Here is a 20755-nt window from a genome sequence, read left to right on the forward strand (position 1 = left end):
TGCGCCGGGAATGGACATCCGCGGGCGCAGCGCTACACTGAACGTTGTTATGAGCATTGCAAGCACCAATCTCAAAGGTATCGTCGCGGCAACAGCGCTTCTAGTCACGTTTTCCATTCCTTGTTTCGCCCAAACGGCGGATTCCAAGGATGAAGAACAGCTATTGTTGCAACTGTCGCAGGCAACCCCCGAACAGGCGATGAACATAGATCGTCAGCTTAAGGCGCTGTGGGCACAGTCTGGCTCGGCCTCGGCAGATCTGTTGCTTGAGCGCGGGCGAGAGGCGCTGGAGGACGGCGACTCGCTGGCCGCGATCCAGCATCTGACTGCGCTGACTGATCACGCGCCACAATTCGCCGAAGCCTGGCACGTGCGGGCATCGGCCTTTTTTGGGATCGAACGTTTCGGTATGGCTGCGGCTGATCTGGAATACGCCCTGACGCTGAACCCCAACAACTACGAGGCTATCTACGGATTGGGACTGATTTTTGAGATCATCGATCGACCCGACAAAGCGCTGGACGCTTACGAGCGTGCTTTAGCTATACATCCCCATCACGAAGAAGTAACCAATGCCGTGAATCGACTGAAGCCCCGGGTCGAGGGCTCGGCCCTCTAACAAGCTGGGGCAGGGGGCAAAGGTGAGCGGGTCATCCCGAATCGTGGCCGTACTGGGCCCGACCAACACAGGCAAAACCCATTACGCGATTGAGCGGATGCTGGGGCACCGGACAGGTGTGATCGGCCTGCCGCTGCGTCTGCTGGCGCGCGAGGTCTATGACAAGATCGTCGCGATCCGCGGACCGTCGGTCGTTGCCCTTGTAACGGGTGAAGAGCGGATCGTTCCGCCGCGTGCTAAGTATTGGGTCTGCACTGTTGAGGCGATGCCGGAAGGCATGGGCGCAGATTTCGTAGCCATCGACGAAATCCAGCTGTGTGCAGATCCCGAGCGTGGACATGTTTTCACCGACCGTCTGCTGCGTTCGCGCGGAACGAACGAGACGCTGTTTCTGGGCTCTGACACTTTGCGCGGTCCGATTGCGGCGCTGGTGCCCGAAGTGCAGTTCATTCGCCGTGAACGAATGTCTCAGCTGGTTTATTCCGGCTCGAAAAAGATAAGCCGCATGCCCGCACGTAGTGCCATTGTCGGGTTTTCGATCGATAACGTCTACGCCATTGCCGAGCTGCTGCGCCGCCAAAAGGGCGGGGCGGCCGTCGTTATGGGCGCGCTCAGCCCGCGCACCCGGAATGCGCAGGTCGAGCTGTATCAGAACGGTGAGGTGGACTACCTCGTTGCAACTGACGCCATTGGGATGGGTTTGAATCTTGATGTGAACCACGTGGCGTTTTCGTCGCTGACCAAATTCGACGGTCGTAGGATGCGCCACCTGGCCCCCAATGAACTGGCCCAGATCGCAGGCCGGGCAGGGCGCGGGATGTCTGATGGCACCTTTGGGGTGACTGGTGAAGCCCCTCCGCTGGACGACGGGGTCGCGCAGGCGATCATGGACAGCCGGTTCACGCCGATGAAAAAGCTGAATTGGCGGAATGCCGCTTTGCGGTTTGGTTCGGTTGAGGCCCTCATCGACTCATTGGAAGTCAGCCCGGACAGTGAACATCTGATCAAGGCCCGACCCGCAGACGACATGAGCGCTCTGAAATCGCTGTCTCAGGAGGCCGAGGTCATCGCCCGCGCCAGCGATGGGCCGTCCGTCCGATTGCTGTGGGATGTGTGTCGAATCCCCGATTTTCGCGGTATCAGCCACGCAGAACACGCCAGCCTGCTTGAGGTGATCTATGGTCATCTGCATGAACGCGGCGCTATCCCTGACGAGTTCATGGCGCGGCAAATCCGCCGCATCGACAAAACAGATGGGGATATTGATGCACTGTCCAAAAGGTTGGCATATATTCGCACCTGGACATATGTTGCGCAACGAAACGGATGGGTGCGTGACGAATCACATTGGCGCGCGGAAACGCGCATTGTAGAAGACAGGCTGTCGGACGCTCTGCATGATCGTTTGACTCAGAGATTTGTGGACCGGCGCACGTCAGTGTTGTTGCGCCGGCTCAAACAGAAGGAGGCCCTTTTGGCCGAAGTAAATGACAAGGGTGAAGTGACCGTCGAAGGAGAATTCGTCGGTCGTCTGGAAGGGTTCCGGTTTACCCCGGACAAAAGCGCACAGGGAACCGAGGCGAAAGCTCTCAAATCGGCCTCTCTGCAAGCACTCGCACCGCAATTCCATCTGCGTGCAGACCGCTTCTATAACGCGCCCGATACCGAAATTGATTTTACCGATCAGGGTGGCCTGATGTGGGGTGAGTATGCTGTTGGCAAGTTGGTTGCCGGGGCAGAACCTCTCAAGCCGATGGTCGAGGTTTTTGTGGATGAGGCCGCAGGCCCGGATGTCGAACAGAAAGTGCAGCGCCGTTTGCAGCACTTCATCGACCGCAAGGTTGCGGCGTTGTTCGAGCCGCTGCTGAACCTGTCGCGCGACGAAGAGTTGTCAGGTCTGGCCAAAGGGTTCGCCTTCCGCATGGTTGAAGGGCTGGGCGTTCTGCCCCGCGCAGGTGTTGCGCAAGAGGTCAAAGATCTGGATCAGGACGCCCGCGGAGCCTTGCGCAAGCACGGCATCCGGTTTGGTCAGTTCACAATCTTCATGCCGCTTCTGCTGAAACCCGCGCCTACGCGTCTGCGTCTGGTTCTTTGGGCTCTGGCCGGTGGGTTGCAGGAATTCCCTGACGCGCCGCCTCCGGGTCTGGTCACGGTTCCGGTCGCCAAAGGCGCGCCCGATGGCTACGATACTATGTGCGGTTACCGCGATGCGGGCGAGCGTTCGATCCGTATCGACATGCTGGAACGTCTGGCAGACATGCTGCGTGCCGAAGACAGCCGGGGTGGTTTCGAGGCCAAGCCCGATATGCTGTCGATCACCGGCATGACGCTTGAGCAGTTCGCGGATCTGATGCAAGGGCTGGGCTATAAGGCCGAGCGCGGTGAGCGTGAAAAGGTGAAAGCTGCACCGGTCGAGGCCGAAAAGCCTGCGACCGATGTGACGGAACAACCTGCCGCCGAAGAAACCCCGGCACCCGAGGCAGAAGTCGAAGAGGTCGTCGCGACCGCCGAGGCGCCAGCCGAGGCCACCGAAAGCACCGAGGCGGTAGTCGAGGCTCCGGCAACCGAACCCGCCTCAGATGAGACCGAAGTTGAGGTGTTCTACACTTTCACCTGGGGTCGCCAGCGTCCAGCCAACCGCGCTCCGCGCCGCGAACAGCGGCAAGGGCAGGGGCCAGGAAAAGGCAAGCCGCGCGGCAAACCTCAGGACGGCCGCGGCAAACCGCAGGGTAAGAAGGGTGGAAAACCGCAAGGTGGCAAGACCTTCTCATCCCGTCCGCCCCGGAAGGAAAAGGCGATCGACCCCGATAACCCGTTTGCAGCAGCGCTTATGGGTTTGAAGGACGGCAACTGATCTGCGATGGCCGAGGCCAAGCTGCGGATCGACAAATGGTTGTGGCAGGCGCGGTTCTTCAAGACCCGCAGCCTGGCCGCCAAACAGGTCAGCGGCGGCCATGTCCGATTGAACGGAAACCGGGTTCTGAAACCGGCACAGGCCGTCGGGCCCGGTGACGTTCTGACCTTCCCCCAAGGCCGTATCGTGCGCGTAGTACGCGTCGAAGCACTGGGGGAAAGGCGTGGCCCGGCGACCGAGGCACAAACGTTATACTTCGATATAACGGAAAAGAAGGACGTGCCTCCTAAGAATCCGGGATTTGAGGGAAGGGGTCGTCCAACAAAGAAAGATAGGCGCGCGCTTGATCTTTCTCGCCCCCGGGATGGTTGATCCTACCTTGAAGAGAAGGCCAGACTGAATTAGCTAGACGCCCAAACCGAGAATGGGAATCCCACAATGACCTATGTCGTCACCGAAAACTGCATTGGCTGCAAATACACCGACTGCGTCGAAGTGTGTCCGGTGGATTGTTTTTACGAAGGTGAGAACACATTGGTCATTCACCCCGACGAATGCATCGACTGTGGTGTGTGTGAACCCGAATGCCCTGCGGACGCCATTCGTCCCGACACTGAGCCTGGAATGGAACAGTGGGTCGAGTTCAACCGAAAATTCTCGGAACAGTGGCCGGTTATCGTGACCAAGAAAGACCCCTTGCCTGAAGCGGAAGAGCGTGACGGCGAAGAGGGCAAAATGGAGAAGTATTTCTCCGAAGCACCCGGCGAAGGCGGTTAAGCGATTCGGTAACTGAACCGGGTAGTTTGAATAGCGGTCTTCTGTTGTATCGCTTTGAAAAGTCTGGGGTTTCTTCACCAATGTGGGGGCCGGACTTTCGGGCGTCGCAATTTTGTGATATACTCAGAAACTGAATGAAGAATGAGATGGGGATGACTCCGTAAGTATGTACGCTTTGGAGTTCTGATTTTTTGACAAACTTACCGCCTGACTGGGCCAGATAGTGGCGCGGTTTGGGGTCTTTTGTTGTCTCTGCCTCTCTCTTGTAACCAAGGATGAACCTGTATGTCTAAGTCGAAAAAGCTTGAGTTCCGCCCGAACGATTATGTTGTCTACCCCGCCCATGGTGTGGGCCAGATCATCTCGATCGAAGAGCAGGAAGTCGCGGGATACTCGCTCGAGCTGTTTGTCATTTCTTTTGAAAAAGACAAGATGACCCTGCGGGTGCCGACCAACAAGGTTACCGAATCCGGCCTTCGGTCCCTTAGCTCTCCTGACGTTATAAGCCAGGCGATGAGAACGCTGAAGGGTAAGGCCAAGGTGAAACGCGCAATGTGGTCGCGCCGGGCGCAAGAATATGAACAAAAGATCAATTCCGGTGATCTGATCTCGATCGCTGAAGTTGTGCGCGATCTGCACCGCACTGACGACCAGCGCGAACAGAGCTATTCGGAACGTCAGCTGTACGAAGCCGCGCTGGAACGCCTGACCCGCGAAGTCGCGGCTGTGTCCGGCGCAGGTGAAGTATCGGCGGCCAAGCAGATTGATGAGGTTCTGACCTCGCGCGCGGCCGCGGCTGCCTGATCGCTTCTCCAGTCAATTTTCTGGCCGCTCCCGAAAGGGGGCGGCTTTTTCGTGTTGATGGCTTGGTGAAAGCTCAGTTTACGGCTAATTTTCCAGCAAGAAGAGGCGCGTAGACAGTGAACCTAAAACAGACAGTTAAATATCTATATATCGGCCACGACCCCATTTCCGTCTGGTTTCGCTATGGCTTGATCCTTTTTGACGCGATCACCATCGTTTTCTTTGTCGCCACGGCAAATGGCGAACACGGCACGGGATTCACCGTTGCCAGCCTGATCATCGGGTTCTTCATCGTGCTGGATTTTTCGGCGCGGATGTGGATTTCGAAAGATCGCTGGAAGCTGCTGCGCCAAGTCTACACGATGGCCGACATTGTTGTGATCGTCTCGCTGTTTCTTGATCTGTTTCTTCCTTGGAATCTGGCGTTCCTGCGTATCTTACGAGCGCTACGCCTGATCCATTCCTATCACCTGCTCAGGGATCTGCGACGGGACAGCGATTTTTTCCGGACGCATGAGGACGCGGTGATCGCGGCGATCAACCTGTTGGTGTTCGTGTTCGCCACGTCCACCGCCGTTCTGGTGTTCTTCATCCCGGAAAACAGCCCGCACGCCTATATCGATGCGCTTTACTTCACCATGGCAACCCTGACGACCACCGGGTTCGGAGACATCACGCTGGCGACGCCGGGGGGCAAATTGTTTTCGGTCTTCATCATGATCGTCGGCGTGGCGTTGTTCGTCCGGTTGGCGCAGGCGATTTTCATGCCGCAGAAAGTGCGTCACAAATGCTCAAACTGTGGCCTGTATCGTCACGATCCAGACGCAGTTCACTGCAAGCACTGCGGCGAAACCCTGAGGATCGAAACAGGCGGGACGACTTAGAGCGTTGCAACCAATGCCAAAAGGAACGCAAGCTCTGCCAGTTGCTGCGAGGCGCCCAGAACATCGCCCGTTTGCCCTTTGATTTTGGTCTTGGCGACGAGTGCCAAGATTCCAACGATCAGCGCGGAAAATACCGTTGCCATCAGTGTGCTTGGTCCAATCAGCAGCAGCGATAAGATGACTGCAAGGCCAAAGCCTGTCGCCGCAGTCTCGGCCTTTGGGCCGCCGACCGAATGGCTCAACCCGCTGTTTCTGGCGTTGGGTAAGGCTGCCATGAGGATAGGCATGACTGCGCGTGAGACGATGCAGGCCGCCAGAATACCCGCAAATGCGTTGGCCGACAGAAGCGCCGCGATCAGCGCGACGCGCAGCAGTTGGGTAAAGATCAGAGTTAGAACGCCGTAAGCACCAATATGGCTGTCCTTCATGATTTCCAGGCGGCGTTCGGTGGTGAACCCGCCCCAGAACCCGTCGACCGTATCCGCAAGCCCGTCTTCGTGCATCGCGCCTGTGGCGATCACTAGCACCGTCGCAAGTATTACGGCGCTGGCGAATGCAGGTAGGCCGAATGCACCGGCCGTCCAACCGACGGCACAGGCCAACGCCCCGACGACCAGCCCCACCAAGGGAAAAGCCCAGGCCGCATTGGCCTGCCGCGCAAACAAGTATTCCGGCAGGCGCGGCATCGGCAGACGCGTCAACAGAACCAGCGACAGCGGAAAATCCCACGCGGAAAACAGTTTGGTGTCGTTTTTGTTCACTGCCGCGCCTTTCGGGGTCTTGTTGGATCGGACGCTTCGGTTAAACACACAGGACCACTCTGATGCAACGAGGCTTTGGATGCTGCCGGAATTAAAAGACCTGAATACCCTTCGCGAGGCCCTGAGTAACGCTCCGGGACCGGATGGCAATGCGCTGCAAGGTGCTGCTGAGCGTAACGGACAACTGACTAAACCTCCCGGCGCATTGGGCCGGCTTGAGTATTTGGCAATTTGGTATGCGAGCTGGCGTGGGGATGCCCGGCCGCAGATCTCTGCCCCTCAGGTCATCGTATTTGCGGGCAATCATGGCGTCACAGCGCAAGGCGTGTCGGCCTTTCCGCCCGAGGTGACCGTTCAGATGGTCATGAACTTTGAACATGGCGGCGCAGCGATCAATCAGCTAGCCAAAGCGGCGGGCGCGACGATGAATGTGCACGCGCTGGATCTGGATCGACCGACCGCGGATTTCACCGCTGGTCCCGCGATGTCCGAAGAAGAATTGCTTGAGGCCCTGCGCGTGGGCTGGACCGCCGTGGACCACAATGCCGATTTGCTTGTGGTTGGAGAGATGGGTATCGGCAACACGACCCCGGCGGCTGCCATCGCATGCGCTTTGTTCGGCGGCGACGCCGCAGACTGGACTGGGCGTGGCACTGGGGTAGACGATGCCGGTTTGGCCAACAAAACACGCGTCGTGGCCGAAGGCATCGCCTTGCATGGCGGGTCGGGTGACGGGTTGGAAATCCTGCGCCGTCTGGGCGGGCGTGAAATCGCGGCCATGGCCGGGGCCATCGCCGCTGCGCGTGCCTTGCGTATCCCGGTTATTCTTGACGGCTTTATCTGCTCGGCGGCTGCGGCCTGTCTGGCAAACATGTCCGAGGGCGCATTGGATCACACGGTTGCAGGCCACCAAAGTGCCGAAGGCGCGCACGCCGCGGTGTTGGCCAAGCTGGGCAAAGAGCCATTGTTGAGCCTTGGATTGCGTTTGGGCGAAGGCTCGGGCGGGGCGCTGGCGATCAACATACTTAAAAGCGCGGTCGCATGCCATTCCGGCATGGCGACATTTGCCGAAGCGGGTGTTTCGGACGGCTGATCAAACCGCCTAACCCGGCAGGGCCGGGTCAGGCTGATTTCTTTGCGTGTTTCTCGGCCAGTTCCAGCAGCTCAGTTTCCAGGTCTTTTTCAAGCTGCCGCGCCCGTTCGATGTATTTCTTGTTTTCACCGGTCGGCATACCGGGGATCCACAATTCTGCCAGATCACGCACAGAGGCGCGGTCGTGGTGATAGAATGTCTGCTCGGCCTGAGCTGCCTCGTATTCGCTCAGACCTACGTTTTCCAGGACATAGCGACCTGCCCGTAGTGATCCGTCGAACATCTCGCGGACAATGTCATTCGCTCCGGCCTGATACAATTGGTAGACATGGGTACGATCACGTGCGCGGGCCACAATGTGCAAATCCGGTCGCTGACGCCGGGCAAAGCCGACCAAACGAGTGACTTGCTTGGGGTCATCCATCGCAGCCACCAGCACGGTTGCCTTTTCAAGTCCCGCAGCGCGCAGCAATTCTGGCCGCGTGGGATCACCCAAAAACCCCTTGACGCCGAACCGTCGCATCAACTGGATTGTCTCAATATCGTGGTCCAGTACGACGGTCTTGAACCCGCTCGCGCGGACCAGCCGGTTCACGATCTGACCAAAACGCCCAATTCCAGCGATGATGACTGGGCCTTTTTCGTCGATCTCATCGGGCTCGGCCTCGGGGACTCCATCACCCATACGGCGCGACAGCAGATCGAAGATGATGAACAGCAGCGGGGTGATCAGCATTGTCAGGGCGATGATCATCAGCAGTTTTTGCGACAAATCCGGTGGGATGACGTTTTGTTGCGTTGAAAAGGCCAACAGCACAAAGCCGAATTCGCCTGCCTGCGCCAAACCCAATGTGAACAACCAGTGATCCCGACCGCGCAGCCGGAACGCACGACCGACCAAATACAGGATGATCCCTTTAGCCAGTATGACCAGCAGTGCCAAACCGATCAGGTCCAGTGGGTCGTTGAAGAAATAGCCGACGTCAATTCCAGCGCCGACCGTGATAAAGAACAGCCCCAGGAAAAGTCCCTTGAACGGTTCAAGGTCGCTTTCCATTTCGTGGCGGAATTCTGAGCTTGCCAGAACAACACCCGCCAGAAACGCGCCCAGAGCAGGGGAGAGTCCGACTAGTGTCATCAGGAAGGAAATGCCCACGACGATCATCAGCGCTAGCGCCGTATACATTTCGCGCAGCCTAGTGGCGTGGATGAACCTGAACAATGGACGCGTCAGGTAGAAGCCAGCCAGAATGACGAAGGCAACTGCGCCGATGGTGACCAGCGTAACGGCCCAGCCGGGCAGGCCCTCGACAAGTGACAAGCTATGATGTCCGGCCTCATGCAGCGCATCCGCGCCACGGTCGATTGAGCCGTCGCTTTCGATATGAGGCATTGCAGGCAACGCCAAAAGCGGCAGCATCGCCAAAATGGGAATGACCGCGATGTCCTGCGTCAGAAGGACCGAAAACGTCGCCCGGCCGCCATTTGTCTGCATCAGCCCCTTTTCCGAGAGGGTCTGCAGCACAATCGCGGTTGAAGACAGCGACAAAGTCAGTCCGACAGCCAGCGCGACCGACCAAGGGTGATTTGCATAAATGGCCACTGCCGCGATTACTGCGGTGGACAGAACCACCTGCAGGCCGCCTAATCCAAGAAGCCGGTCTCGCATATCCCACAAAGCGCGTGGCTCAAGCTCTAACCCGATAAGGAACAGCATCATGACCACACCAAATTCGGCGACATGCTGCAGACTTTCGGTCTCGGCCCCCACCAGGCCAAAGATTGGGCCGATGACGATGCCGGCGGCCAGATATCCCAGAACTGAACCCAACCCCAGACGTGCCGACAAGGGCACTGCTATCACGGCGGCGGCCAGATAGATTGAAGCCTGGTAAAGGAAATCGTCCATGTTTGTCCTCTCGGTCCGGTCAGGTGGGCAATGGCGCGTCGCGTTTAAGTTGGTCCATCACGATCTGGCTGTGCACCCGTGCCACTGCAGGATGCGGCAGTATCACCTGGTGAAGCAAGCGGTTGAGCGCGGAAAGATCGTCGCAATAGACGTGCAGCAGGTAATCTGCCTCTCCGGTCATCGTCCAGGCGCTGGTGATTTCGGCGCGGGTGTCGACCATGCGGGCAAAACTTGCGGATTGTTCCGGGCCATGTGTGCCCAAATGCACCTGAATGAACCCTTGGACCTGCAGGCCAAGTTTTAGGGGATCCAGCCGTGCCGCATATCCGGTGATATAGCCTTCGGCCTCAAGCCGCTGACGGCGTCGCCCGGCCTGGCTTGGTGACAGGTTCAGCATTTCACCCAATTGATGCGCGGTCAGATGTGCGTCCTTTTGCAAGGCAGACAGCAGACGCGTATCGGTGGAATCCAGCATATGCGGATTTTCTCCATATTCTTTAAAAAATATGCGCAAATTGCGCATGTGATCATAGTTTACACGAAAACTATGCGCAGAAACAGCGCTTGGTAAGGCGTATTTTGGAATCAGCAAAGAAATTCCTGTTTTTACGGAGACGCGCCATGGGTCCTTTCCCGCATAACGCCCCGAAATCTGTCATCAGCCCTGAAAATCCAGCCGGAACCGACGGATTTGAATTTGTCGAATTCGCCCATCCTGAACCACAGGAACTGCGCGACCTTTTTGCCAAAATGGGGTTTGAACTGGTCGGACACCACACGGACAAGCCTATGGTTGAGCTGTGGCAGCAGGGGGACGTGACCTACATCCTGAATGCTGATCCAGAAAGCTTTGCCGCTAAGTTCGTGGCAGAACACGGCCCCTGTGCCCCTGCGATGGGATGGCGTGTCGTGGACGCGCAGAAAGCCTATGAACACGCGGTGTCAAAAGGCGCTGAACCTTATGACGCGGCGGACAAGACCATGGAGGCCCCAGCGATCAAGGGTATTGGCGGTTCGCTGATCTATTTCATCGATCAGTATTATGAAACATCGCCTTACAATCAGGAATTCACCTGGAACAAACAGTCCAAACCGCGCGGCGATGGGTTCTATTACCTCGATCACCTGACGCACAACGTCTACAAGGGCAACATGGATAAGTGGTTCAAATTCTACGAGAGCCTGTTTAACTTCCGCGAAATCCGCTTTTTTGACATTCAGGGTAAATTCACTGGCCTGTTTAGCCGCGCGCTGACATCGCCCTGTGGTCGTATCCGTATTCCGATCAACGAAGACCGGGGCGAAACCGGGCAGATCGTATCATACCTCAAGAAGTACAAGGGTGAAGGTATTCAGCATATCGCGGTGGGTAGTGAAGATATTTACGCCTCGACCGATGCGATTGCGGAAAAGGGCCTGAAGTTCATGCCGGGTCCGAACCAGGCCTATTACGACATGTCCAAGGAACGTGTCGTGGATCATGATGAACCTCTGGACCGGATGATCAAACACGGGATCCTGATCGATGGCGAGGGCGTGCTGGACGGTGGCGAGACCCGGATCTTGCTGCAAATCTTCTCGAAAACCGTGATCGGCCCGATCTTTTTCGAGTTCATTCAACGCAAAGGCGATGACGGGTTTGGCGAAGGGAACTTTCAGGCCCTGTTCGAATCCATCGAACGCGAACAGATCGAAAGCGGTGAAATTTCAGCTGCTTAATGATATAAGTTAAGCTGAAAAAGGCGGTCAGGGCTATCCCTTGGCCGCCATTTTCATACTTAGCTCCGTGGCATTTTCAGCGTTACGTTTCTGCCGCGCTTTTGGTACCGCAACTCGCTATCGCCAATGGCGATGACACTGCCGCCGTCCAGCCTGTCTCCGACTTTCAGTTTTTTGTACCGACCACTGGGCAATCGGACCAGCGCGCGCCGATTGGCCGGGGTCCCGTAAACCCCAATCAGGTTCAGCTTGCGCAGGTTGAGCGCATTGTCGATAGTCGCCTGCCGCGCCACCGAGGCGGTCGACGGGATTTTCGGTGCCACGGCCCTTGGTTGGAAAGAGCCAGCTTCGTCCGAGCTTTGATCGACCGCAGCAGTTGACCCGAGATTGGCGGTGCTTGTGTTTGTACTGGTCGGGCGGGCAAGTCCGGCTGGTCGTGTTTTGGGGCGCGGAACGCGAACGACTGCCAAAGCCGTCGGCGTTTCGTCGATTTGAGGGCTGCTTTGCAGGGACTTGGGGCGCAGTTTTGGACGCAGAACCGCCAGTTCTTGGCGTGTGCGTCCGCCAAGTTGTTGCCGTTCAAAGCTTTCCAGCAAATTAGCGGGGCGGGGATTCGGGCGTTTCTGCGCCAAGCGGGCTGTAGGATCTTCCTCAATCGGCTCTTGTTCGAACCGAACCGGAACTGCCGGGGGAACCTTGGCGGGCCGGCCAAGGTAAACGACTACTCCGTCGGGGTTCAGGGTCCCTTCGGCTGAAGGCGTGACGAGGCCGCGTTCGTCCAGTTCAAACTGGACTCCGGCCTGAGCGGGCAGGGCGTTTTGTTCAAACGGCAGGTCAGTTTCAAAGCTGCTGACGGGCGGAAGCGCCACCGCGTCCTGCGACAAATCAGTGCTGTCCAGGGATGCCAGATACAGGTCCTCTGGCGATTCCAGAACCGGATCGGGCAAAGGTTCGGGGGCGAAGATCTCGATACCTGCTTGTGACGAGATTTCCGCTGGTGCAGGCTCTTGTCCCACTGGTTCGACCTGGGTCGGTGCCACGTTCAGCGCTTCGAGGATTGCAGCATCGGTCGCGCTGAGATCAGCGGCGGTTTCTTCAACAGGTTCGGTTTGCGGCTCTTCCTCTGGCGCGGTTGCGACCGCCTCGGGTTCGAATTCAAGCTCCGGATCGCCGTCAACCTCCCGTGTCTCGGCGATCTGCTCGTCAGATGCGAGGTTTGGCACAGTTTCTTCAATCGAAACCGCCTCAGCCACTGAGGATTCGGTGTCGTCAGATCCAGTCAACGACCACACGGTCAGGGCAATACCGGCAACAAGAGCGGCCGCCGCGGCTGGAACGGCGTAGCGGTTGATCGGGGGTGTGGCTTTCGTTTTGCCAGCAATATTCGCGTGGGGCGCTGAACGAAATTCCGTCGGGGTCTCAGTATCAGCGATCGCGTGAATGGTAGGGCCATCATCTTCGTTGGCAGGTTCTTCACCCTCAGCGGGTTCCTCTGCTGCGGTCGCATCGGGCGCGGAAGGAAACTCCGTTTGGTCCTCGGTTTCAGCGATCGTCCGATCGGCAGCAGCCTCATTTTCTTTTGCGGGTTCTTCTACCTCAACCGTTTCTACTGCGCCGGTCGTGTCGGGGGCTGAATGAAACTCTGTCGGGGTCTCGGAATCTGCAATCGTATTTGCGATAGGTTCTTCATCAGTTTTGGCAGAATCCCCAACCTCGAACGGTTCCGCAGCAATGACCGTGTCTGGGGTATCGATCTCGAACCGAGGTTCAGACGGGTATTCCTGACCCTCGATCGGGGTTGAATACTGCACCGGAACAAACCCGTGCTCGGCGGCAAATGTCCGGGCCTCATCCAGGGTTTGCCTGGCGACAGCGGCAATATGGGTTGTCGGACCGACGGTTGCGGTATCAAAGGCGAGCTCATCCAGCGCATAGGGAGTTGCCTCGGTCAGTTCCGCCCGCACTTTTTCAGCGCTTTCCTCGGGGCTTAGGCCCTCTGTTGATACGGACAAAATCCGCACCTGATCCGCTGGTATCACCAGCTTGCAGTTCAGGTCGTTTTCAAGGGCAAAGCCCTGATCCCGCAATGCGATGATCTGCGTATTCAGGTCGGGCGCATCCAGAGCAACCTCGCCAATGCAGAACCAGTCACCATCCGAATGGTGGTGCAAGGATATTCCGGTCGAAGAAAAAGACAGCGCAAAGGCGGGTTTCATAATCCGGAAAAACCATAGTTGTCAGCATCTGTGCAAACGATCATTCGTCCGCAGAGTGACATTAAAGCAGGATCCCGCCGAGGGAAAGAAAAAGCCGGTCTTTCCCCTTGTTCGGCAGACCCTCGCCATCCCATGTTGGGAGAAAGAAAATTGGAGGGAAGACCTTGAATAAAATCGCTTTTCTAGCCGCAGTTCTGACGATGTCAGTTGCGGGTATGACCCATGCGGAAGAACGTCGCATCACCGTTGACGCGGCGGGAACCGTGCAGGCCGCGCCTGATATGGCGACTATTACTCTGGGCGTGACCAATGAAGACGCGCAGGCCTCGAACGCGATGAAGGCCACTTCGGAATCGGTGTCTCAGGTCCTGAGCCGGTTGCAGGAGCTTGGCATCGAAACGCGTGATGTGCAGACCCGCGATGTGTCTTTGTCGCCGGTATGGAACAACCGGAACAGCGCCAGCGGAGATCGACCCGAGATTTCTGGCTTTGTCGCCTCGAACCGTGTCGTGGTACGTGTGCGTGATCTGTCGCAGCTTGGCACGATCATGGACGCGGTTATCCAGGACGGAGCCAATGATTTTGGTGGGTTGAGCTTTGGCGTGCAGGACCCAAAACCGCTGCAAGCGCAGGCGCGTGCCAACGCTGTGGCCGAAGCGACCGCCAAGGCCGAGCAGTTGGCACAGGCGGCTAATGTGACACTCGGACCAGTTCAAGAGATCAGCGAACAGGTCGGTGGCGCGCGCCCCGTTGCCATGATGCGAGAATTCAGCGCTGCGGATGCAGGTGGTGTACCGGTCGCAGGTGGCGAGGTGTCCGTTTCGGTCACCGTCACCATGGAATTCGAAATCTCTGAGTAACCTCAGATTCTTGCGCGGGCCTTCAAAGGTTGCCTTTGTTGGCCCGTCTGGTCGAAATTGTCCGGCGATAGCCAATCCTCAAAGGCGCTGCGGATGCGGGGCCATTCGCTGTCGAGGATGGAATACCACGCCGTATCCCGGTTGCGGCCTTTGTAGTGGGTGGCCTGTCGGAAAATACCTTCAAAGGTAAAGCCCAAACGCTCGGCCGCGCGACAGGACGGCGCGTTCAGCGCGTCGCACTTCCATTCGTAACGGCGATAGCCCAACTCATCGAACACGCGCTGCATCATCAGGAACATAGTCTCGGTCGATTGCGGGCTACGCTGCAACAAGGGTGAGAAGTGGATGTGTCCCACCTCGATCGCACCCGCCGCCGGGTCAATCCGTAGAAATGAAGCCATACCCACCGGCGTCTCGTTGTTGTCCAGTACCGTGTGGAACATCGGATCGGAATCCATGCAGGTCTCACGGGTCCAATCCTCAAACTCACGCTCGCCGTCGAACGGCCCGTAGGGAAGATAGGTCCAGTTGTGGCCATCCGTGTCGTTGGCAAACGCCCGGAATAACCCGGGCGCATGCCTATTCACATCAAGCGGGACAACGGAACAATATCGGCCCTCCATCGGCGTGTAAGGTGGTGTCGGGCGAGGGAAATCGCCCGTTACCGGCAATCCGATGGGTTGGCCCAGATCATTGGTGTTGTGCCCGCTCATGGATCAGGCCGACGCTTTGGCCAGCGCCTGATCAAGATCGGCGATCAGGTCATCTGCGTCTTCGATACCAATGGACACCCGCACAACGCCGGGGCCAGCGCCTGCGGCCTCTTGCTGTTCTGGGGTCAGCTGCCGGTGCGTGGTCGAAGCCGAGTGAATGATCAGCGAGCGTGCATCGCCCAGGTTTGCTACGTGGCTGAAAATCTCAAGCGCGTTGACCAGTTTGATACAGGCGTCATAGCCACCTTTGACCGCGAAGGTGAATAGGGCACCTGCACCCTTCTTGTAGTGCGCTTTGACCCGATCACTGTAGGGCGAAGACGGCAGCCCGGCATAAGTGACGTATTCCACGCGGTCATCTGCCTCGAGCCATGCGGCGATCTTTTGAGCGTTTTCGACGTGACGCTCCATCCGCAAAGACAGGGTCTCGATCCCCATCAGCGTATAGTGTGCCGCCTGCGGGTTCATGGTCATGCCCAGATCACGCAGGCCAATGGCGATGCCGTGGAAAGTGAAGGCCAGCGGGCCGAAGGTCTCATGGAACTTCAGGCCGTGATACGCCTGCTCTGGCTCACTGAGAGAGGGGAACTTATCATTTGCTGACCAGTCGAATTTGCCCGAATCCACGATGCAGCCGCCGGTGACGGTGCCGTTGCCGGTCAGGTATTTGGTGGTCGAGTGCACGACCAGAGTCGCGCCGTGTTCGATCGGGCGGCACAGGTATGGCGTGGCCGAGGTGTTGTCGACGATCAGCGGAATGCCCGCAGCGTCAGACACATCCGCCAGCGCGCGGATGTCGGTGACATAGCCGCCGGGGTTGGCAATGGATTCGCAGAACACCGCACGGGTGTTTTCGTCGATTGCGTCTTTCACGGCGTCCAGATCATCGGTGTCGACAAATTTGGCGGACCAGCCAAAGCGCTTGATGGTCTGGCTGAACTGCGTAACCGTGCCGCCATAGAGGCGCGTCGAGGCGACCACATTGCAGCCCGGACCCATCAGCGGGAACAGCGCCATTATCTGTGCTGCGTGACCTGACGAGCAGCAAACCGCGCCGACGCCGCCTTCCAGCGTGGCGACACGTTCCTGCAGAACGGCCACGGTGGGGTTGGTCAGGCGGGAATAGATGAAACCAACTTCTTGCAGGTTGAACAGGGCGGCCGCGTGATCCGCGTCGCGGAACACATAGGCTGTCGTCTGATAAATCGGTGTCTGACGCGCGCCAGTTGCAGGATCGGGTCGGGCGCCCGCGTGAATTTGAAGCGTATCAAAACCGTAGGTGGGGCCGTCAGACATCTTGGAAATCTCCTGTTGGAAAGTGCGTTGCTGAATCTCTAGGCGATTGGGCGCGCGCAGACAACATTCCTGTCAGCGCATCCAAAGACCATTCTTGCGTATCGTGTTGCGAATAACCTGCTCGCGTTTGGGAAGGTTCTCGCGGTCGAACATGTCCCTGATCTTGTGACCTTTGCGCTGCAGAACCAGCTTCTTGATCGGGTCATATCCCTTGAGGACCTTCTTGACCCGGTTTGGCGCAACCACGGTTTCCAGCACCTCGACAGCGTGATCGCTTTCGCGGGCGTAGAGCAGGGGGAACAGGCGGTAATGACAGCTGACCGATCCGTCCAGAAGACCTGCGGGCAGGGCATCGCGACCGCCGCCGAACGAGTGGATAACCAGCGGCAGTGCAGCCTGATCCAGCCAGGGGTCAAAATTCTGTCCTGCCATCTCGGGGATTTCGCCGTCGCGGATCGTGCAGGCATAGTCCAGAAAGCGCTTTCCGAAGGTGTGAGGGCAGGAATGAAAGAAATACCCGGCATTGAAGTACAGATAGCGCCGCCAGTAATCCACCGGTTGGCTGGTATCCAGCGAGCTGTCGAAATCCAGTCCGAACCTTTGATAAAGCGCCTTCCAGATCCCATCCAGTCCAGGACCATAAAAGGTTGGTTTGGGCCAGGTTCCTTCGACCCTTAGCGATGCGCCGGGGCGGTCAAAGTCGAAGGGGACGCTGGTCAGATCGCCGGTGATCAGTGTGTCACTGTCGAAAAACACAAAGGGCTCACCCTCGGGCATGGCCAGCAAAGCTTCGATCTTGTTGCCATAAGGGTAACTGGCGCCAAATACTTTGTTTTCGAACGGCAAGATCTCGGCATCCAGCTGACGGAGTGCTTTCAGCAGATCCTCGTTCTGGATGGTAGGGTCCTGCGGCCAGCGTGGACCGGGTTGTGGAACAGCCACGAACAGTCGACCGGAAAAATCAGGGCTGCTGTGCCGCAGCGAGGCAGCAAACAAAAGGGCTTCGTATTGCAGACGGTTGTTTTGCCCGATGATAACGATGTTGAATTTCGGGGCGCTGGCCTGCATCCGGTGACTTTCAGTACTTGTGGGTGCCGTGGTCCGGCGCTGCTCGGGTTTCTTGTCGGACGTACAGTATGCAGGCGCGCCCGTCAAAACCAGATGCGATGCGTGCAATTTGAAAAATGTCGGCGCAATCCCATGTTAGGGACACGTCCCCGTTCAGGAGTGCCCCCATGAGGATCAACGCAGATTTCACCAAACGTGTTGCAGTTCATTTCGACCAGAATGAATGGATCGCGTCACCCGCCGCCGGTGTCGAACGCAAGATGCTGGATCGCATCGGCGAGGAGGTTGCCCGCGCAACGACAATCGTCCGTTTCGCTCCGGGCAGCGCATTTTCGGCCCACACCCATGACGGGGGAGAAGAATACTTGGTTCTGGACGGCGTTTTTCAGGACGAAACCGGAGATTTCCCGGTCGGCAGTTATGTGAGAAACCCTCCGACCTCGTCGCACACACCTTCGGCTAAAGAGGGGGCGACGATCTTGGTGAAGCTGCATCAGTTTGACCCGGATGATCGGACAGAGGTACGCCGCTCGATCAATGGTCAGGGGAATACTCAACTGTTCAAAGACGCGCATGAGGATGTCCGAGTGTTCAATCTTGCGGCGGGCGAGGCGTTGGATCTGGACGCGTCGCACGGAATGGAGCTGTTTGTGATCGAAGGCTCGCTGAGGGAATCTGACGAGGATTTCACGACCTGGGACTGGCTGAGGTTGCCTCCGGGCGCGCGATCTACCGCCGTGGCGGGTGCTTCGGGAGCGCGTGTTTGGACGAAAACAGGGCATTTGGCTCAGATGGTCTGATACGTTCGCTGCAAGAAAAACAGGCAGAAACAAAGGAAAACCGGGTCGATTGGTCCGGTTTTTTCATTTTTTGACCATTTGGCAAATTTTACCATTTGATAAAAAATTACTTTGTGGCAAGCTGAGGCCACAACAAACATATCTACAGGGAGTAGAGTGATGGCACAGGGCCAGATTGCCCCCGGCATTGTCTCCGGGCGGCTGTCCAGCGATGAGCTGACCTCGAATTTCACGGATTTGCATCCGCCACTGGCCCCCCATGAGGCCGCCGTGGCAGCGGATCGGTGCTATTTTTGTTACGACGCACCATGCGTCACAGCCTGTCCGACAGACATCGACATTCCGCTGTTCATGCGCCAGATTCAGGCTGGTCAGCCCGAAGCGGCGGGTGAGACCATTTTGGCGCAGAACATTCTGGGTGGCATGTGCGCCCGCGTTTGCCCGACTGAAACGCTGTGCGAAGAAGTCTGCGTGCGCGAAACCGCCGAAGGTTCACCGGTCGAAATCGGAAGGCTGCAGCGTTACGCGACGGACAGCGTGATGGTCGGCGGGGAACACCCGTTCCAACGGGCCGAACCCACCGGCAAAACGGTTGCCGTGATCGGGGCAGGACCTGCGGGTCTGGCCTGTGCGCACCGGCTGGCGATGTTTGGGCATGACGTGGTGATCCACGAAAGCCGCCCCAAGCCGGGTGGACTGAATGAATACGGGATCGCCGCGTACAAATCGACGAACGATTTTGCGCAGGCCGAAGTAGACTGGCTGCTTAAAATCGGCGGTATTTCTATCGAAACCGGTTCTGTTTTGGGAGAGGGCGTCTCGCTGGACGGGCTGGTTGAGAACTACGATGCAGTATTCCTGTCTATCGGCCTTGCCGGGGTGAATGCCCTGCGTGCGCAGGGTGCTGACCTGGACGGTGTCCGCCACGCGGTCGATTTCATCTCGGACGTTCGTCAGGCCTCGAACCTGTCGCATCTGCCGGTGGGTCGCAACGTCGTGGTGATCGGCGGTGGCATGACCGCTGTGGACGCTGCGGTGAAATCGAAACTGTTGGGCGCCGAACATGTCACCATCGCATACCGCCGTGGGCGAGATGCAATGGGCGCCAGCCGGTATGAGCAGGACCTCGCGTCCTCGCACGGAGTCAAGATCATGGCCAACGTGCAGCCCGTGGCTGTGCACGGAAACGGGGCAGCAGCGGAGATCGAATTGGAGTATACGTCCAGTCACGACGGTCAGCTTTCGGGCACCGGAGAGATGATCCGCATACCCGCTGATCAGGTCCTCAAAGCGATCGGTCAAAACCTAGACGGCGCGCCCGAAGGGCTGAAGCTGGATGGCAACAAGATCGCTGTGTCTGGCGCGGGGCGCACCTCGATGACCGGTGTCTGGGCCGGGGGCGATTGCGCGGCGGGGGGTGAAGACCTGACCGTGACCGCCGTGGCCGAAGGCCGGGATGCGGCGATGGACATCCACGCAACGCTCGTTTCGTGATAGGATGGGGCATTCACCCCATCCCATTCGCTGCTGAGGTATTCTCATGTCCCAGATCGAACAAGCTGTTGCGCAACACTATACAACTGGTGCTCTTACGGAACGCATGCGTGAAGCGCTTAAAGCCAGTGGCATTGATCCCAATGCGGCCACGGTTGCCGACCTAAAGGCGGGTGATGAGTTCCACACCGGCGGTGTTCTTGCGACGGACAACCTTTTTGCCCAGCTTTCACCGACCCACGCGACCCGTGTGCTGGATGTCGGCTGCGGCATCGGTGGGACGTCGCGGTACATCGTGGATCGTTATGACTCAACGGTGACCGGGGTCGACCTGACACCGGAGTTTGTCGAAACGGCCACGGCTTTGAGTCAGATTGTCGGTCATTCCGAAAAGACGAGTTTTCTGGTGGGCAGCGCACTGGACATGCCTGTGCCGGATGCAGGCTTCGATCTTGCTGTCATGATGCATGTCGGGATGAACATCGAAAACAAGGCTGGCCTTTTCACGGAAGTCTCGCGCGCGCTGGCCTGGGATGGGACCTTTGCCCTGTTTGATGTGATGGGTGGGGAAGTTGCCGAGCCACTGGCCTATCCTTTGCCATGGTCGACTGTCGCCGAGACATCTTTTGTTGATGCGCCAGAGGTTTACAAAGACGCCGCCGCAGCGGCGGGCTTCGAATTGGTCACCGAGACGGACCGGACCGACTTCGCGCTGACCTTTTTCGAAGAGGTGTTTGCGCGCATCGCCGAAAGCGGCCCGCCGCCCTTGGGCATCCACCTGATGATGGGCGAGACGGCGCCTGAAAAGTTTCAAAACTACGTCACGAACCTCAAGGCCGGGCGCATTCGTCCGACCGAAATGATATTCAAGAAAACCGGCTGAGCCGG

General features: G+C 57.9%; 19 protein-coding genes. 12 read left to right on the forward strand and 7 right to left on the reverse strand.

Annotated elements, in window-relative coordinates:
• Positions 1-49 precede the first annotated feature (49 nt).
• The 6 genes from AC2FIB_RS01650 (at position 50) to AC2FIB_RS01675 (ending at position 5938) form a co-directional block, all read left to right on the forward strand.
• The gene (locus AC2FIB_RS01650) at positions 50-619 is read left to right on the forward strand and encodes a tetratricopeptide repeat protein (protein WP_496732989.1); all 570 of its coding nucleotides are present in this window, start codon (positions 50-52) and stop codon (positions 617-619) included.
• A 22-nt stretch (positions 620-641) separates the two neighbouring features.
• Positions 642-3473, forward strand: coding sequence for a helicase-related protein (locus AC2FIB_RS01655; RefSeq protein ID WP_496841625.1), 2832 nt, complete (start codon positions 642-644; stop codon positions 3471-3473).
• Between the two features lie 6 nt (positions 3474-3479).
• Complete coding sequence (locus tag AC2FIB_RS01660; protein ID WP_496732991.1) at positions 3480-3845, forward strand: RNA-binding S4 domain-containing protein; 366 nt, start codon at positions 3480-3482, stop codon at positions 3843-3845.
• Positions 3846-3911: 66 nt separating this feature from the next.
• Complete coding sequence (gene fdxA, locus AC2FIB_RS01665; protein WP_058273871.1) at positions 3912-4250, forward strand: ferredoxin FdxA; 339 nt, start codon at positions 3912-3914, stop codon at positions 4248-4250.
• Positions 4251-4535: 285 nt separating this feature from the next.
• The gene (locus AC2FIB_RS01670) at positions 4536-5054 is read left to right on the forward strand and encodes a CarD family transcriptional regulator (protein WP_058277666.1); all 519 of its coding nucleotides are present in this window, start codon (positions 4536-4538) and stop codon (positions 5052-5054) included.
• Between the two features lie 116 nt (positions 5055-5170).
• The gene (locus AC2FIB_RS01675; protein ID WP_058277667.1) at positions 5171-5938 is read left to right on the forward strand and encodes a potassium channel family protein; all 768 of its coding nucleotides are present in this window, start codon (positions 5171-5173) and stop codon (positions 5936-5938) included.
• Here the strand turns inward: AC2FIB_RS01675 and cobS are convergent.
• Positions 5935-6699, reverse strand: coding sequence for an adenosylcobinamide-GDP ribazoletransferase (gene cobS / locus AC2FIB_RS01680; RefSeq protein WP_496732992.1), 765 nt, complete (start codon positions 6697-6699; stop codon positions 5935-5937). The genes AC2FIB_RS01675 and cobS overlap by 4 nt on opposite strands.
• A gap of 79 nt (positions 6700-6778) precedes the next feature.
• Between cobS and cobT the strand changes: the two genes are divergently transcribed.
• On the forward strand, positions 6779-7792 hold the full coding sequence (cobT, locus tag AC2FIB_RS01685; protein ID WP_496841627.1) for a nicotinate-nucleotide--dimethylbenzimidazole phosphoribosyltransferase: 1014 nt from the start codon (positions 6779-6781) through the stop codon (positions 7790-7792).
• Positions 7793-7820: 28 nt separating this feature from the next.
• Here the strand turns inward: cobT and AC2FIB_RS01690 are convergent, their stop codons facing one another.
• Together AC2FIB_RS01690 and AC2FIB_RS01695 are read right to left on the reverse strand one after the other, a co-directional pair.
• Positions 7821-9701 carry a monovalent cation:proton antiporter-2 (CPA2) family protein gene (locus AC2FIB_RS01690; protein WP_496841629.1) on the reverse strand — a complete coding sequence of 627 codons (1881 nt, stop codon included), beginning with the start codon at positions 9699-9701 and terminating at the stop codon, positions 7821-7823.
• Positions 9702-9720: 19 nt separating this feature from the next.
• Positions 9721-10176: an Lrp/AsnC family transcriptional regulator gene (locus AC2FIB_RS01695; RefSeq protein ID WP_496738731.1), complete on the reverse strand. Its 456-nt coding sequence runs from the start codon at positions 10174-10176 to the stop codon at positions 9721-9723.
• Between the two features lie 146 nt (positions 10177-10322).
• Between AC2FIB_RS01695 and hppD the strand changes: the two genes are divergently transcribed.
• Positions 10323-11420, forward strand: a complete 1098-nt coding sequence (gene hppD, locus AC2FIB_RS01700) for a 4-hydroxyphenylpyruvate dioxygenase (RefSeq protein ID WP_496732996.1) — start codon at positions 10323-10325, stop codon at positions 11418-11420.
• A 59-nt stretch (positions 11421-11479) separates the two neighbouring features.
• Here hppD and AC2FIB_RS01705 read toward each other — a convergent pair whose 3' ends face one another.
• On the reverse strand, positions 11480-13636 hold the full coding sequence (locus AC2FIB_RS01705) for a hypothetical protein (protein ID WP_496732997.1): 2157 nt from the start codon (positions 13634-13636) through the stop codon (positions 11480-11482).
• Between the two features lie 164 nt (positions 13637-13800).
• Between AC2FIB_RS01705 and AC2FIB_RS01710 the strand changes: the two genes are divergently transcribed.
• On the forward strand, positions 13801-14496 hold the full coding sequence (locus tag AC2FIB_RS01710) for an SIMPL domain-containing protein (protein ID WP_282118679.1): 696 nt from the start codon (positions 13801-13803) through the stop codon (positions 14494-14496).
• A 2-nt stretch (positions 14497-14498) separates the two neighbouring features.
• On the opposite strand, the gene AC2FIB_RS01715 is transcribed toward AC2FIB_RS01710, so the two are convergent.
• From AC2FIB_RS01715 to AC2FIB_RS01725, 3 genes are all read right to left on the reverse strand, one after another.
• Positions 14499-15209, reverse strand: coding sequence for a GNAT family N-acetyltransferase (locus tag AC2FIB_RS01715; RefSeq protein ID WP_496732999.1), 711 nt, complete (start codon positions 15207-15209; stop codon positions 14499-14501).
• Between the two features lie 3 nt (positions 15210-15212).
• On the reverse strand, positions 15213-16505 hold the full coding sequence (locus tag AC2FIB_RS01720) for an O-acetylhomoserine aminocarboxypropyltransferase/cysteine synthase family protein (protein WP_282150981.1): 1293 nt from the start codon (positions 16503-16505) through the stop codon (positions 15213-15215).
• 72 nt (positions 16506-16577) lie between these two features.
• Positions 16578-17573 (reverse strand): GT-B fold glycosyltransferase domain-containing protein, encoded by a 996-nt coding sequence (locus AC2FIB_RS01725; RefSeq protein ID WP_496841770.1) that lies wholly within the window; start codon positions 17571-17573, stop codon positions 16578-16580.
• Between the two features lie 167 nt (positions 17574-17740).
• Here AC2FIB_RS01725 and AC2FIB_RS01730 point away from each other — a divergent pair, with 167 nt between their 5' ends.
• The 3 genes from AC2FIB_RS01730 to AC2FIB_RS01740 all read left to right on the forward strand — a co-directional run bounded on the left by AC2FIB_RS01730 (position 17741) and on the right by AC2FIB_RS01740 (position 20750).
• Entirely contained in the window at positions 17741-18373 is a 633-nt protein-coding gene (locus AC2FIB_RS01730; protein ID WP_496719995.1) for a cupin domain-containing protein, read from the forward strand.
• A gap of 159 nt (positions 18374-18532) precedes the next feature.
• Positions 18533-19867 carry an NAD(P)-dependent oxidoreductase gene (locus AC2FIB_RS01735; RefSeq protein ID WP_496733000.1) on the forward strand — a complete coding sequence of 445 codons (1335 nt, stop codon included), beginning with the start codon at positions 18533-18535 and terminating at the stop codon, positions 19865-19867.
• Between the two features lie 46 nt (positions 19868-19913).
• On the forward strand, positions 19914-20750 hold the full coding sequence (locus AC2FIB_RS01740) for a methyltransferase domain-containing protein (protein ID WP_496733001.1): 837 nt from the start codon (positions 19914-19916) through the stop codon (positions 20748-20750).
• The last annotated feature ends 5 nt before the right edge of the window (positions 20751-20755 follow it).

The sequence above is a fragment of the Ruegeria sp. YTSA072 genome (assembly GCF_059610285.1).